The organism is Gordonia soli NBRC 108243 (genome assembly GCF_000334455.1).
Classification (GTDB): domain Bacteria; phylum Actinomycetota; class Actinomycetes; order Mycobacteriales; family Mycobacteriaceae; genus Gordonia; species Gordonia soli.
On record NZ_BANX01000029.1, the window covers coordinates 18338 to 32737 of the forward strand.

Below are 14400 nucleotides of genomic sequence, written 5' to 3' on the forward strand. Positions count from 1 at the left end.
TACCGACCCCGACAGCCGGACGTCGACGCCGCGATCACCCGCCGCCGTCGTGTTCGACCCGATGCATCAGGCCCGGGTCGGTCCCCATCGTGTCGCCACGGTCAGCCGCGGCGGTACATCGGCCACACCAGCGGACCGTCATGCGGGAGGCTGATCTCGTCGGTCACCTCGAAACCGAAGCGCTCGTACAGCGGGATGTTGGCCACGTTGGAACTCTCCAGGTATGCCGGTCCCTCGATGGTCTCGAGACGGGCTCGCAGCAGCGCCGACCCGATACCGAGCCCTTGGGCCGGGGCCCCGACCTGGGCGAGATACCAGAAAGTGCCCGGTGGGCGGGCCTTGGCGAAGAGTTGTTCGACGGCGGCGCCGTACCCGATGCGGGAACCCAGCGACCGGACGAATCCCCCCATCGCCAGCATCTGTCGGGTCGCCGATTCCTTGTGCCCCGGCGGATCCCAGACCGCGGCACCGACGAACTGACCGTCCCGGACGGCGAGGTCGAGCCCATCGGCGCGGCCGTGCGCATACCGCAGCAGGGTGCGGAACATGAGACGGTGCCGACGCGGGTCCGGTGCCATCCACCGGACGACCGGGTCGTCGGCGAACGCTTGCGCGAGCACTGCGCTCGCCACCTCGATGTCGCGCGAACGGACGACCGTGATCTCGGGCATACCGACACGCTACCGATGCGCCCGGCGCGGCCGCCTCACGAGCACCCCCGGCGAGCACCCACGAGACACTCGTCGACTCCCGGTGCGAGTCACGTCGGGCGTCGGGTCACGCCACGCCGAGATACGCCTCGCGGACCGCATCATCGACCAGCAGGTCCTTTCCCGGCCCGTCCTTGGTGATGGTGCCGGTCTCCAGGATGTAGCCGCGGTCGGATCGGCTGAGTGCCTGTTGGGCGTTCTGCTCCACCAAGAGGATGGTGGTGCCCTCGGAGTTGATCTGCGAGATGATCCGGAAGATCTGCTGGATCACCATGGGCGCCAGCCCCATCGACGGTTCGTCGAGCAGCAGCAGCGTCGGACGGGCCATCAGGGCCCGGCCTATCGCCAGCATCTGCTGCTCTCCACCCGACATCGTGCCGCCGTACTGCGACTTACGCTCACCCAGACGCGGGAACAGGTCGAAGACATGGTCCAGCGAACTCCGGTAGTCCGCCTTGGACGGGAACTTCCTTCCATAACAACCCATGTCGAGGTTCTCGAGGACCGTCATCCCCGGGAAGATCCGACGCCCTTCGGGCACCTGGATGATCCCGCGAGACACCCGCTCATGCGGCGCGAGATTCGCGATCGACTCCCCGTTGAACCGGATGTCGCCGGAGGTCAGCCGATTGAGGCCCGAGATACCGCGCATCGTGGTCGACTTGCCGGCGCCGTTGGCGCCGAGCAGGGTGACCAACTCCCCCGCTCCGACGCTCAGCGAGATGCCGTGCAGAGCCGTGATCCGGCCGTAGTGGACCACCATGTCGTCGATCTGCAGCACCGGCACCCGTGATCGCCCGGTGACGTCGGTGATCTCGGACGCCGCATCCGGCCCGGCGTCGACAGAAGGCGTCGGATCCGGACGGTTGTTGTCGGGGTCAGGCGATCTGGTCATCGGGAACTCCCAGATAGGCGGCGACGACGGCCGGGTTGTCACGGACGTCGCGGGGGCTGCCCTCGGCGATCTTGCGGCCGAACTCGAGTACGACGATCCGATCTGTGACGCCCATGACCAGACGCATGTCGTGCTCGATGAGCAGCACGGTGTAGCCGTCGTCGCGGATCTTCTGGATCAACCCCATCAAGGCGGTCTTCTCCGACGGGTTGAACCCGGCGGCCGGCTCGTCGAGGCACAACAGTTTCGGCTCGGTGGCCAGGGCACGGGCGATCTCGAGTCGTCGTTGGTCGCCGTAGGGCAGATTCGACGCCTTCTCCGCGGCACGTGGACCGATGCCGACGAACTCGAGCAGGGCCATCCCACGGTCGACGGCGTCCCGCTCCTCGCGGTAATGCCGCGGCGTGCGCGCGATGGCGCCGAACACCGACGTCTGGTGCCGGGCGTCGGTGCCCACGCAGACGTTCTCGAGCGCGGTCATCTCACCCCATAGCCGCACGTTCTGGAACGTCCGCGCAATACCTCGGCGAGTGATCTTGTGCTGCTTGATCTTTCCCAGCGGGGAACCGTCGAAGGTCACCGTTCCCCTGGTCGGCGTGTAGACCCCGGTGATCGCGTTGAAGCACGTCGTCTTCCCGGCGCCGTTGGGTCCGATCAGGCCCAGGATCTCACCGCGACGGATCTCGAAGCTGACGTCGTCCAGCGCTGCAAGCCCGCCGAACTCGACGGTCAGCCCGGACACCTCCAACAAGGCCTCACCTTCGGCGGTCACGATCTCGCGCTGCGGCGCGACGGCCTCGGCGACGGCCTCGGGGTCGGCGAGTGCCGGATCGATGTCGGCCGGGTCGACGATCGCGGTCGCCTCCGGATCGGCTGCGGCCTCGGCGATCTGGTCGGCTGCGTCGACATCGGGCCCACCCGGGACGGGACGACCGGAATCCGCACCGGACGGTGACTGGGGACTCGTCACGATCCCACCTCCTCGGTTGCGGTGGCTCGGCCCTTGGGCACCCGTTGCACTGCAGAGTAGACCTGTCTGCCGTAGGTGATGAGGCGTTGCCGAGCCGGGAACAGGCCCTGCGGACGGAAGACCATGAGCACCACCAGCGCGATTCCGAAGAAGAGGTACTTGTAGTCGCCGAGTGACTGTCCGCCGACCTCGATGCCCTGCACGCGGGCCGGCAGGTAGACGATGATGAACGCGCCGACGATGACGCCGAGCTTGTTGCCCTGACCGCCGAGCACGACCGCGCAGAGGAACAGCATCGAGTTGATGACGGTGAACGCCTTCGGGTCGACGTACTGCACCTGGCCGGCGTAGACAGCACCGGAGAGTCCGCCGATGCCCGCGCCGATGACGAAGGCCCAAAGCTTGTACTTGAAGGTCGGTACCCCCATGATCTCCGCGGCGTCCTCGTCCTCGCGGATCGCGACCCAGGATCGGCCGACGCGACTGCGCTCCAGGTTGCCCACCACCAGCAGCACCAGCACCACCAAGACGATGCCCAACCAGTACCACCACACGCCGTAGTTCAGTGTCCCGCTGTTGTTGGCATTGGAGAACACGCCCTCCGGGTGCTCCGCCGAGGTCCCCAGTTCGGGGAACAGGACCCCCTGCAGACCCGCAGGTCCATTGGTCACGTCGGTGAGATTGTCGGCGAGCAGTCGGACGATCTCACCGAAACCGAGGGTGACGATGGCCAGGTAGTCGCCGCGCACGCGCAGGGTGGGTGTACCGAGGATCAGTCCGGTGATACCGGTGATGATGATCGCCAGCGGCACACATGCGAGCCACGCCCACGGCCCGGAGAAGATGCCGTGATCGGGACTCGACCACAGCGGACTCGCCGGGCTGGTCAGCAGAGCCACGACGTACGCGCCGACCGCATAGAAGCCGACGTAGCCGAGGTCGAGCAGACCGGTCTGGCCGACCACCACGTTGAGACCGATCGCGATCAGGGCCACCATCGCGAACTGTGCCATGGTCGCGCCGAAATCGGTTGCCGTGGTGGCGATCAGAGGAGGATCGACGACCGGCAGGAGTGCCAACACGATGATCGCGGGGACACCGACGGCCCACTGCGCCGCACGCGGTAGGCCGTTCCACCAGGTTCGGATCGTGTCACCGAGGCCGCGCGGCGTGACGCCGTCGGCGGTCGGAGGGTTCGAGAGTCGCTGTGTGGTCATACGCGCGCCTTCCCTAGTTTCTCACCGAGGATTCCGGTGGGCCGGAACATCAGGACCAGGATGAGCAGCGCGAAAGCGACGACATCCTTCCACTGGTTACCGAAGACCACTGATCCGTAGTTCTCCATGACACCGAGAAGCAGTCCGCCCAGCAGCGCACCCCGCACGTTGCCGATGCCACCGAGCACCGCTGCGCAGAACGCCTTGATCCCGAGGATGAATCCGCCGTAGTAGACGATGTTGGTGGGGACGCGGAGCGTGTAGAGCAGTGCGGCGGCACCGGCGAGGACACCGCCGATGAGGAAGGTCACCAAGATGATCCGCTCCCGGGAGACACCCATCAACAGCGCGGCGTCGGGATCCTGGGCCACCGATCGGATGCCTCTGCCGAGCCGGGTGCGGTTGATCAGGAAGTCGGTGCCCAGCGCCAGCGCGAGTGCCGAGATGATGATGATCAGCGTGAGATTGAAGACCGGGGCGCCGAAGACCGAGAACTGTTCCGTCGGTTGGACGAGACGGATCGCCGGCTGGGCGCTCGAACCGCCCAGCGGCGGTTCGACCGGGAGCTTCGGCAGCACGTAGTGCACGAACTCCTGGAGGACGAACGACATACCGATCGCCGTGATGAGGAACGCGAGTGGTTTCGCGTTCCGCTTCCGCAGCGGTCGATACGCCACGAATTCCAATCCGACGGCTGCCGTGCCCGACACCGCCATGCCACACAGTCCCGCGATCAACAGATAGATGATCGTCATGAACGTGCCCTCGGAGTACGTGTTGCCCGAGGGCGTGAAACCCAGCAGCAGCAATCCGATGTACTGCCCGAACATACCGAGCATGAAGACCTCGGAGTGGGCGAAGTTGATGAGTCGCAGCACGCCGTAGACCAGCGTGTAGCCGACTGCGACCAGCGCGTAGATGGAGCCGTAGGTGAGGCCCTCGATGGTCAGGCCCCAGAACCCGTCCTTGAGTGCCCCGAGATCGAAGTCGATGGTGGAGGCCAGCACCGTCGTCTCGGTCATCGCATGCGCGATCATGCATCCCTTTCCGCTGACGACCGACAGAAGGCGGTGCGCCCGGGCTGATCACTGCCCGGGCGCACCGTGTGAGTCACCTACTTGACGTCGTAGACCCAGATCAGCGACGAGGTCAGCTCACCCTTCGGTGTCCACTGGTACTCGCGCGCCAGGCCCGGCCCCTGGTAGTTCCGGACGAACTCGAGCAGCTGCGGGCGGGTGCGCTGCCCGTCGGTGATGCCCTTCATCAGGATGGTGGCCAGGTCGTACGCCTCGACGGAGTAGACGCCGGGTGCCTGCTTGAAGGCCGCCTCGTAGTCCTTCTTGAACTGGTCCTTGGCCGGACCGCACGGGCAGGACAGGACGGCGCCCTTGGCGGAATCGCCTGCCTGCGCGGTGAACTGCGGATCGTTGGTGCCGTCGCCGGAGACGAAGGTGACGTCCGGGGCGGCGGTCTTCAACTGCTGCGCGAGCGGCGCACCCTCGGAGTAGTAGCCGGCGAAGAACACCGCGTCCGGCTGCTCACCGGTCACCTTGGAGATGACCGCGGAGAAGTCACGCTCGCCCTTCTTCACGTCGCCCGAGCAGTTCTCGTCTGCCGCCGGGCCGAGACCGGCGGTGATGGCGCGCGCCAGTCCGGCACCGTACTCGGTGTCGTCCTTGATGACGCAGACCTTCTTCTTCCCGAGCTTGCCGGTCAGGTAGTTGGCGACGGCCGGACCTTGGACGTCGTCGTTGGCGAGGCCGCGGAAGAAGGTGCGCCAGCCGTTGTCGGTGAGCGCGGGGTTGGTCGCCGACGCGGTCGTCGAGACGAGGCCGGCCTGGTTGAACACGCCACCGGTGGCCTTGGTCTCGCCGGAGAACGCGGGTCCGATGAGTCCGATGATGCTGTCGTCGTTGACGATCTGCGGCGCGACCTGGGTGGCCTTCTGCGGATCGCCCTCGGTGTCGAAGGTCTTCAGGACGATCTGACAGTCGGGGTTGGCCTTGTTGTGCTGGTCGACCGCGAGCTGTGCGCCGTTACGGATGTTGATGCCCAGCGCGGCGTCGGCACCGGTGAGCGCGCCGGCCATAGCGATGGTGGTGGACGGGCAGTTGGCCTTGCCATCGCCCGCGGGATTGAGGGCCTCGGACTCCGCCGCTGCCTGGACCTCGTTGCCCTTGGTGTCGATCTGGGCCAGCGGGGCGATCGTGAGACCTGATCCGGCCGAGGAAGGTCCGCTCTCGGATCCGGAACCCGATTCGGTCGATTTGCTGCTACACGCGGATACCGCCAGGACGCCCGCAAGCGCCACCGCCAGAGCACCTGTCGTCATGCGACGATGCATTTTTCCTACCTCTCGTTCCGCCCACCCGACCTGTCGTCGAGAGGTCTACCGAAGAGACCTGTCGGAAAACATAGACCGATTCGCAAGGGTCCGCGCTGGATTGAGAACAAAGAGCCACGACAACGACAGCCGTGTTTTCACAGATTTAACGAGCGCCGCAGATATCGACACAGACGACAGCGGCCGAGGGCATGTCCTCCTCGGCCGCTGGCCACCGGTCACGGCTCGCGAAACCGTGCAGACGTCTGTGGTGTCAGGCGGGCTGCGGCCCTAGGGTCTCCACGACCACCACCGCGACCGCCTTCATGGTGGTCCGACGGTCCATGGCCGCGCGCTGGATCCATTTGAACGCCTCGGGCTCGGTCATCGCCTGCTTCTCCATCAGCAGTCCCTTTGCCCGTTCGACGAGTTTGCGGGTCTCGAGTCGGTCGGTCATCGACGCGACCTCACGTTCGAGCAACTTGAGCTCGCTGTACCGACTGACCGCCACCTCGATGGCGGGCACCAGATCGGCCTTGGTGAACGGCTTGACCAGGTACGCCATCGCACCGGCGTCACGGGCCTTCTCGATGAAGTCGCGTTGGCTGAACGCGGTCAGCATCACCACCGGCGCGAGGCGTTTGTCGGCGATCTCGGTGGCCGCGTCGATGCCGTCGCGGACCGGCATCTTGATGTCCATGATCACCAGGTCCGGCGAGAGGCTCTGGGTGAGATCGACAGCGGCCTGCCCGTTGGGCGCCTCGCCGACCACCTCGTACCCCTCTTCGCGGAGCATCTCGATGAGGTCCATCCGGATGAGCGAGTCGTCTTCGGCGACCAGGACTCGATGTGCGGTCCGCGTTCCCCCGGGCTCTGTCGTCTCGGGCTGTGTCGTTTCACTGTCTGCCACCGTCACCATCGCCTCCTCGCGTCCGGGCCCGCATCCACACTGGTCACGGTCCCGGCCGGCGTTGGACGGAACTGCAGGCCGATGCTGCGAGACTACCGGGTGACCAGCTGCGAGGCCGGTCATCTACAGTGGACTGTCGCAGGCGCCACACCTGCACTGCCCTCGTAGCCCAATTGGCAGAGGCAACGGATTCAAAACCCGTCCAGTGTGAGTTCGAGTCTCACCGAGGGCACAACGAAACCCCTGTTCAGCAGGGGTTTTCTGTTATCTGGGTGTAGTCCAAACGGTATAAATGCCACCCCCGCACTACCCACGCGGCGTGGCACCGCACAGATTGTCGGACCCTGCTGCCAGAATCTCTCAATGGCCGATGAAAAGCGCTTCCAGGTGTTCGTCAGCTCGACATACACCGACCTAGCCGCCGAGCGTGCAGCTGTCATTCAGGCGATCCTGCGAATGGACCACCTACCCGCAGGGATGGAGATGTTCCCCTCAGCCGACGAGAGTCAATGGGAGCTAATCGAGCAAGTCATCGACCAGAGTGACTACTACGTCGTAGTGGTAGCGGGTCGATACGGAAGCATCATCGACGCGGAAGGCATCAGCTATACCGAGAAAGAGTATGACTACGCAGTCAAGTCAGGAATCCCAGTCCTCGGCTTCGTCCACAAGAACCCCGGCCAGATCTTGGCCAGCAATACCGATCTCGACAAGACTGCTCAAGAGCTCTTGGACAAGTTCCGCGACAAGGTCAAGTCCAAACCGGTCAACTTCTTCGAATCTCCCGCAGAACTCGGCGGTCTCGTGGTCACCAGCCTGATGCAAGCAATCAAGAAGAAGCCCGGTATCGGCTGGGTCCGCGGCGACAAAGCGATGACTGTCGAGCAGGAGCGCGAGATCGTCTCGCTTCGTGAGCAAATCGCTACTCTTAGAGAACAGAAAGCAGAGGCGGAGAGCGCTCTTGTCGAAGACGTTGCAGACCTAGCCCAGGGCGATCAGCGCGTAACGATCTCGGTGCTGTCGCAGTCGAGCATCTCTGGCAGGGACGACGTCGAGTTTGTCGCAGTCGCTACGACTTGGGACGAAATCTTTGCCGATGTCGGACCACTCCTTGTTGACGAATCACCTGAACACGAAGCGGAGAAGCGTTTGGCGACGCACCTTTATCACCGCGCGTCCGATGAAGAGAAGCAGACTCTGGACAGCGTGTACTACGGCAAGATCGGCATGCCTTACGACGACTGGGATATCGTGAAGACGCAGTTCCGAGCGTTGGGGCTGATCGACAAGGGCCAGAAGAAGCGTCCTATTCAAGACAAGAACAAGTACTTGTCGCTCACCGACCGAGGTGATAGACATCTAACTCAGCTCCTTGCGGTCAAGAGCGGCGTCGATCCCGGCAAGGTAGATGACTCCGAAAATGATGATTCCGAGTACTAACCCCGCCCGAATAGCTGAATCACGTTGGAAGGCTCAGATACCGCCGGGGCTAGAGCCGGGGCGGGTTCGGGCAGGTTGTTGAGCGCGCCGCCGTCTTCGCTCGGTATCCAGTCGCCGTAGGTGTCCAGCGTCAGGCTGTAGTGCGCGTGTCCGAGCCACTGCGACACCTGCATGAAGTGGACCCCTGCCGACAACTGCATGGTGGCGAACGTGTGGCGGCTGTAGTCGTGCAGCCTGACGCCCCGCTGCGCGGGCTGGCCGTTGCGGGCGGGGCAACTCACCGGCAGACCGCTCTCAACCAGCGCCGGAGCCAAAATCGTCTCGAACCACGTCCCCAACTCGGGCGGATGCGACCAGTCCAGTTCGGCCACGGTGCGCTCACCTTTCACGCGGCGTCCGCCGTTCTTCCGCGACGGCCACAACGACGCGGTCGGCTCGTCAGCGCGGGGGTGCTCGGCAACGTAGGCGCGCATCCGTTCGGCCAGCCAAGGCGGCAAGGGCACCGAGCGCCGAGACTTGCGACTCTTGGGTGTGCTCGTCACCCACTGCCCGCCTTTCCGGTCCTTGGTTCGGCGGACATGCACCACGCAGCGCGTGGCTCCTGACGCATCAGGGCCAGGGCGCGTGGTGAACTCCAAGTCTTGGATCTCCAACCCGGCGCATTCGGCCTTGCGCAGCCCCGAGTACGGCAAGAAGTACGCCAGCAACTCGTAGACCGGATAGCGCTCCCCCACGATCCGCGCAGTCTGGGCGATCTGTTCGGCGGTCAGCGGGTGATGCTGGAACGCCTCGCGATCACCCACGGCGTGCCCGGTGCTGAAATCCACCTGCTCGGTCGGGCTGACGGGGATAGCGCCGTGGCGTGTGGCGTACTTGAGGACGGCCCGCAGCGCGAGCCAAGCGTGTTTTACGGTCTTCGGGGCGAGGTTGCGTGCTGCCAGGTCCGCGAGGAAGTGCTCGCAGTCCCGTGGGCTGACGCTAGCGACAGCCTGACCGCCGAACCTTTCCAGCGAGTAGCGCCGCAACACCTTCTCGTAGTCGTCGAGGGTGCGTTGCTTCAATCGGCCCTGCGCGACCTTGACCTGCTGGCTCTCGATCCACGCTTGCGCGTAGTACCCGAACGGGAGATCGCCTGCCTTCCGCTGTTCGGCCAGGGCGCTTGTCCGTCCGGAGTGCTTCGCAGCGTTCAGCTCGTCGCGACGGGCTTCGGCGTCTTCTCGGGTAGCGAAGGATTCCTGTCGGTTACGGGTGCGCTTCCGTCCTTCCGGGTTCGCCACGTCGACTGGGATCGGTAGCCCGTAGGCGTCGCGCTCCACCTCCTTCCAGATGACGCGGTACGTCTTGACCGGCTTCCCGCGCTGTCGGTCCTTGGTCTCGTAGGTCTTGATCCACGCCATGTCAGCTCGCTTTCTCGTCGTTGTGCCAGTTGCCGATGTCTCCGGCGACGTCGATTGCGCGCCATTCGCTGAGCAGGCGAGGATTCGGTCGTTCCACGTTGTAGCGCGGGTTCTCGTCCTGAATCGCCTGCGCTTCGGCGATGATCGTCGCCCATTGGTCGGGGTGCTCCTCGTAGGTCACCAGCGCCCTGTTCCACGGCCACACGAACCACGACTTGCTCGCGGCGTGGCTCTTGACCCGGCTCTTAAGGCTCGCGATGGTCTGTCCGACGTACAGAAGCTCATGCGTATCGGGGTCGTATACGCGGTACACACAGCACTTCGGGTCATAACGGTGCCCTTCGTGCGGGTTCCATACCCAAGTCTCACCCTTCATGTCAGGCCACCTTCTCGTTGATCTCGTTCGCGCGCTTCAGAATCCGGGCGACGGTGCCGCTGCACCACACCCCTCCGCGCTTGGTCGGGTGTCCTTCGGCGGTGAGGACACGGGCTATCTCGCGGGTGCCGACACCCTGCGCGGCGAGGCTCTGCATCAAGGCCAGGGCGCGTTGTTCGGCCGGAACCGGCACAAGCCTTCCGTGTGGGTTGGTCGGGCTCTTTCGCTCGGTGCGCCACCCGTAGGGCACTCCCCCGGTCGCGTGTCCGCCGTTGGCGGCTTTCTGTCGCCGCCCGTCTCGCAGCCGCTTCGCTGTCATGCGTCGCTCCAATCCGGCGAACACCGCCACCATTTCGCGCATCGCAGTCCGCATCGGGTCATCAGGGTCGTCACGCAGCACCACACCTGTGGAGGTGAACACCTCGGCGTTAGGTCGCTTCCACACTTCGGCCAGCACCGCCTCCTGCACGGTGACAGCGCGGGCGAGCCTGTCCAAGTCCCGCACGACCAGACCGGCGGCTTTGCCGTCGCGGATTAGGTCCAGGGCTTCGGTGAGGCCGGGGCGGTCTTCAGCCTTGAGCGCCCCGCTCTTGCCTTCGTCTACCGTCCACGCCACGATGCGATGGCCACCGGCCTTGGCTGCGGCTTTGATAGCGGCGCGTTGTGTGTCGAGTCCGTATCCATGCTTGGCCTGCTCGATAGTTGAGACGCGTAGGTAGGCAACCAGTTTCATTCCTGCTCCTTTGGAAATTCTGGATCGGCTCAGCCGCTCTACCTGCGGTGCCGCCAGAGCTTTAGGTGTGCCACCAGCCTACCTGCATGTGACGTAGATCACTACTCAATCCTGTTGTCCGACAGAGAAATTGGCTCCCGTTACCGTTGAGATGGGGCGGGAGGTGCGCGGGTGCGGGGCCGACGTCGTTAGGCCGTCGACAACGACGTCAGCGGGTCGCGACAACCGTTGCGGGTGGCGCTGGCCTATGGCGCGGGTGGGCGCTGGCCCGTGTCTCGGTCCGATGCCGGACCTCGATGGTCGTTGGCGCGGAGCTGTTCGAGGGCTTCGTCCATCGGGAGCAGCTTCCTCGGCACGCGAGGCGTGACCACCGGAGCCGACGCCGACTCAGACGACGCTGACACCGGCTCGGCGTCGGCTCCCTCGTCGCGATCCTCAGCGGCCAGGGCGCGGTCGTCGGCGCGCTTCACAGCGACAATCTCGTCGTAAATCCAGTCGGGGTATTCCTTTGGCGCGTAAGGCTTTCCGTAATCGCCAACGAATCTGCCCGGTCGTCCCGAACCCGTTCCGCCCGAACGCTTTCCACGCCTACTTGTCATCGTCCCAATTCCCTTCTGCTCGAACGCTTTCCGCGTCCAATTTCGTAGTAATCCATCTCGCGCGGAAGCTTGCGTCTCTCTCCGCGATGTGCTCCAAATCAAGGGGTTTGCGGCCCCGGTTTGTACCAACCATTGACTCAAGGACAATTCCCTGTGGTCGGCGTCTTCGTCGTCGTTGTCGGCTCGACGGCCAGCCAGCGATACCGCGGACAGCCTGCGTAGCCAGGTGCCCCTGGTACGCGCGCGAAGTACCCACCCTTACTTCTAGGGGTGTGTAGGGGGTTCTGGGGGCATCTGGTGCCAGGTAGCCAGATGCCCACATACCCCCAGATGCCCCAGGTGCCCACAGCCACCCACCGGGGGCATGTGGCCTGCCCCTACCCATTTCGTGCAACTTTGTTGCCACTTTTCGCTGACAAGCCCGCCTTGAAGGTCTTCGGTGGCAGCTCCCAAGTCCAATGTGAGACGGTTCCGTCGTCGCCACGGACCGGTGTCTTCACGATGAGCAGCTTGTTCGCAGCGTTCGCCACCGTCTTATCGCTGCATCCGGTCTCAGCGCTGACCATCTTGCGCACGTCCTTGGCCTCCCTCGGGCCACTCGCCAACAGTTCCTTGATCATCCGTGCGGCTTCATCTCTTGCGGGCGCAGCCTTACGCGCATCCGGCTTGGCACCGTCGGCACCGACCAACTGATCGGCGTTCTCATCAAGTTGCCCCGTCCACAGCACTACCGGCGAATCTGGATCGTCTCGGCTGGACTCCAGCCGGTATCCCATCGTTTGCGGTGCTCGCGACAGATTGCCCTTGATCGACGCCAACCCGTAGGTTGCGTCAGCGTTCTCGCGATCCTCACTCTCGGGCAGCTTTGCCGCCAACAGCGCCGAACGCGCCAGCGCCGTGAAGGCAATCGATCCGCCACCTCGATGCTTCGCGCTCATGCCTGTGCCCTTGTTCAGGTGTCGCACCAACACAATTGCCGCACCGGTCCGCTCAGCCACGCTGGCTAGCGTCATAAGCGCTTTCCGATTCGCCGTGTCGCTTCCAGGCTTGACCGCATCGGACATGAACGCCGTGATCGGGTCAATGATCACCAGCGCCGCGTCCACCTCGTCGATCGCACGGCGCAGCCGGTCCACATCTTCGGGGATCAAAAACGGAACCGGCGCACCTTTATCGTCGGTCGGCTGCGTCATCGTCACGATCCGCGACCGATCCGCCCCTGCTGCGATCAGGCGCGGCACAACGGTGTCGGCGATGTCGTCCTCTACGCCAACCAAGACCACCGATCCCGGCTCGTTCAAGCCCTTTTCGTTGTGGGTCTCGCGACCGCCGACAATGGCGCACGGCCACGGCCCGCCCGTGGTGACCATCGACGCCCACGTGAGCGTCATCGTGGACTTTCCGACGTCGGGTTCGCCCTCAAAGATCGTCAGCTTGCCGCGCGGAATCCACGGCCACCACAACCAGTCCACCTTCGTCGGAACGACGTCCGCCAAGGACTGCGTCAACGATCCATGACCAATCGCCGGCTGACTGTCCGATTCGACAGTGCGCTGCCACAGGCGTTCACCATCGACCACGACCGCCGTCCATCGTGAGCCCGAACCCCACAGCCCCTCGGGGCCGAACGCCTCGCCGGTCTCGTAGTCCATCGCCCGATAGTTGGGGTCACCCGCGACAATCTGCGCGCCACCGCGTTTGGCCGCCTGGAACTCCTTACGCGCCATGCGCTCGCCACCGCGCTTGTCGGCTACGGCGTCCACATATTCGGCCTCGATCAACCGCAGCGCGGCGTCTACCCCGCGCTCACCTTTCGCGCCGAGGCGCACCAATCCCATTACGGCGTCACGCATCGCGTCAAACCGATTGGACCGCTCCGCTACCGCCGTCAATAACGCATTCAGGTGCGCCTGCACCTTGGGCGTCATCGCACCGCCACGAAACGAACCGACCACCTCGGCGGCGTCCTCATCGGAGCCCTTGCGCGCACTCGCAGCGTCGTGCGCCAACCCCGCCCGCCACGCCTCCGGAAGCGCCGGAAGGTCCTCGGGCGGAGGTAGTTGTCCGCAATCGTGTCCGTCAGGGGCGAACGCCCTCACCAGTCCCGCGGCGTGGACACTCGGCGGAGCCACCGAATACCGATGGTGGCGCTGAACGATCTCCACGCCAGGGCCAAGAATCCCGCGGCTCGTCCACCCCTGCGGTACCCGAAAGAACAGCTTGCGGCTGCCATCGGTACGGGCCGTCACCGACCACGTCGCCGGGAGCGCGCCCCACGCCTGTTCGTGCTCAGCCAGCGTCTGTGCGCCGGGCTTGCCGTCATAGCAGTCCACATCAATTGCGATCACGCCAACCGGCATCCGAGTCGCCAGATTCAGCCCGTCGTCTGTCGCGGCCCAGCGGTCAGCCCACTCGCGAAACGTCTCGTCGTCGGTGACGTCCACGCCTTCGTGTCCAGTAACACCGCTGACAAGAAGAACCTTGCCGCCCTCACCCCCGAGCGGGATCGGATGCCACCCCAGCTGAACCAGAGTCTTCGCATTCTCCACGAACGAATCGGGACTTAATCGCCTGTACCGCACGGATTTACGGTCTGGCTTCGGTCTATGGGCAGGAGTATGGTTGCTCACGTCTGGCCTTTCAGATGTGTGTAGAGGTACGGAGACCGCCGACCGTCCTGCCCAACAAGACCGGTCGGCGATCGCCGTTTCAGAGTCAGAATCCGTTGCGCCACAACGGAGGTAAAGTGTTAGTGATCGGTAGCGCTGATCACAGGAGAAGTCCCCGCTCTCCACGAGGCCCGCTCTTCGCCCAGCGTTGAGCGGGCCTC

General features: G+C 64.6%; 12 protein-coding genes and 1 tRNA gene. 2 read left to right on the forward strand and 11 right to left on the reverse strand.

Annotated elements, in window-relative coordinates; all coding sequences use genetic code 11:
• Positions 1 to 101: 101 nt before the first annotated feature.
• From GS4_RS18685 to GS4_RS18715, 7 genes are all read right to left on the reverse strand, one after another.
• The gene (locus GS4_RS18685; protein WP_007623443.1) at positions 102 to 671 is read right to left on the reverse strand and encodes a GNAT family N-acetyltransferase; all 570 of its coding nucleotides are present in this window, start codon (positions 669 to 671) and stop codon (positions 102 to 104) included.
• A gap of 106 nt (positions 672 to 777) precedes the next feature.
• Complete coding sequence (locus GS4_RS18690; RefSeq protein ID WP_051989781.1) at positions 778 to 1473, reverse strand: ABC transporter ATP-binding protein; 696 nt, start codon at positions 1471 to 1473, stop codon at positions 778 to 780.
• A gap of 115 nt (positions 1474 to 1588) precedes the next feature.
• Positions 1589 to 2494 carry an ABC transporter ATP-binding protein gene (locus GS4_RS18695; protein ID WP_157226687.1) on the reverse strand — a complete coding sequence of 302 codons (906 nt, stop codon included), beginning with the start codon at positions 2492 to 2494 and terminating at the stop codon, positions 1589 to 1591.
• 77 nt (positions 2495 to 2571) lie between these two features.
• Positions 2572 to 3792 carry a branched-chain amino acid ABC transporter permease gene (locus tag GS4_RS18700; protein ID WP_007623446.1) on the reverse strand — a complete coding sequence of 407 codons (1221 nt, stop codon included), beginning with the start codon at positions 3790 to 3792 and terminating at the stop codon, positions 2572 to 2574.
• On the reverse strand, positions 3789 to 4829 hold the full coding sequence (locus tag GS4_RS18705; RefSeq protein WP_007623447.1) for a branched-chain amino acid ABC transporter permease: 1041 nt from the start codon (positions 4827 to 4829) through the stop codon (positions 3789 to 3791). Before GS4_RS18705 ends, GS4_RS18700 begins: the two co-directional genes overlap by 4 nt.
• A gap of 77 nt (positions 4830 to 4906) precedes the next feature.
• A complete protein-coding gene (locus tag GS4_RS18710; protein WP_007623448.1) occupies positions 4907 to 6136 on the reverse strand; it encodes a branched-chain amino acid ABC transporter substrate-binding protein in 1230 nt (409 codons plus the stop codon).
• Positions 6137 to 6389: 253 nt separating this feature from the next.
• On the reverse strand, positions 6390 to 7034 hold the full coding sequence (locus GS4_RS18715) for an ANTAR domain-containing response regulator (protein ID WP_007623449.1): 645 nt from the start codon (positions 7032 to 7034) through the stop codon (positions 6390 to 6392).
• A gap of 149 nt (positions 7035 to 7183) precedes the next feature.
• Between GS4_RS18715 and GS4_RS18720 the strand changes: the two genes are divergently transcribed.
• Together GS4_RS18720 and GS4_RS18725 are read left to right on the forward strand one after the other, a co-directional pair.
• Positions 7184 to 7257 (forward strand) — tRNA-Leu (locus tag GS4_RS18720).
• Between the two features lie 131 nt (positions 7258 to 7388).
• Positions 7389 to 8465 (forward strand): DUF4062 domain-containing protein, encoded by a 1077-nt coding sequence (locus tag GS4_RS18725; RefSeq protein ID WP_007623456.1) that lies wholly within the window; start codon positions 7389 to 7391, stop codon positions 8463 to 8465.
• Here GS4_RS18725 and GS4_RS18730 read toward each other — a convergent pair.
• From GS4_RS18730 to GS4_RS18750, 4 genes are all read right to left on the reverse strand, one after another.
• Positions 8462 to 9862, reverse strand: coding sequence for a tyrosine-type recombinase/integrase (locus GS4_RS18730; protein ID WP_007623457.1), 1401 nt, complete (start codon positions 9860 to 9862; stop codon positions 8462 to 8464). The genes GS4_RS18725 and GS4_RS18730 overlap by 4 nt on opposite strands.
• 1 nt (position 9863) lies before the next feature.
• Entirely contained in the window at positions 9864 to 10238 is a 375-nt protein-coding gene (locus GS4_RS18735) for a GIY-YIG nuclease family protein (protein WP_007623458.1), read from the reverse strand.
• 1 nt (position 10239) lies between these two features.
• On the reverse strand, positions 10240 to 10971 hold the full coding sequence (locus GS4_RS18740) for a recombinase family protein (RefSeq protein ID WP_007623459.1): 732 nt from the start codon (positions 10969 to 10971) through the stop codon (positions 10240 to 10242).
• Positions 10972 to 11947: 976 nt separating this feature from the next.
• Positions 11948 to 14119: an AAA family ATPase gene (locus GS4_RS18750; protein WP_007623468.1), complete on the reverse strand. Its 2172-nt coding sequence runs from the start codon at positions 14117 to 14119 to the stop codon at positions 11948 to 11950.
• Positions 14120 to 14400 lie beyond the last annotated feature (281 nt).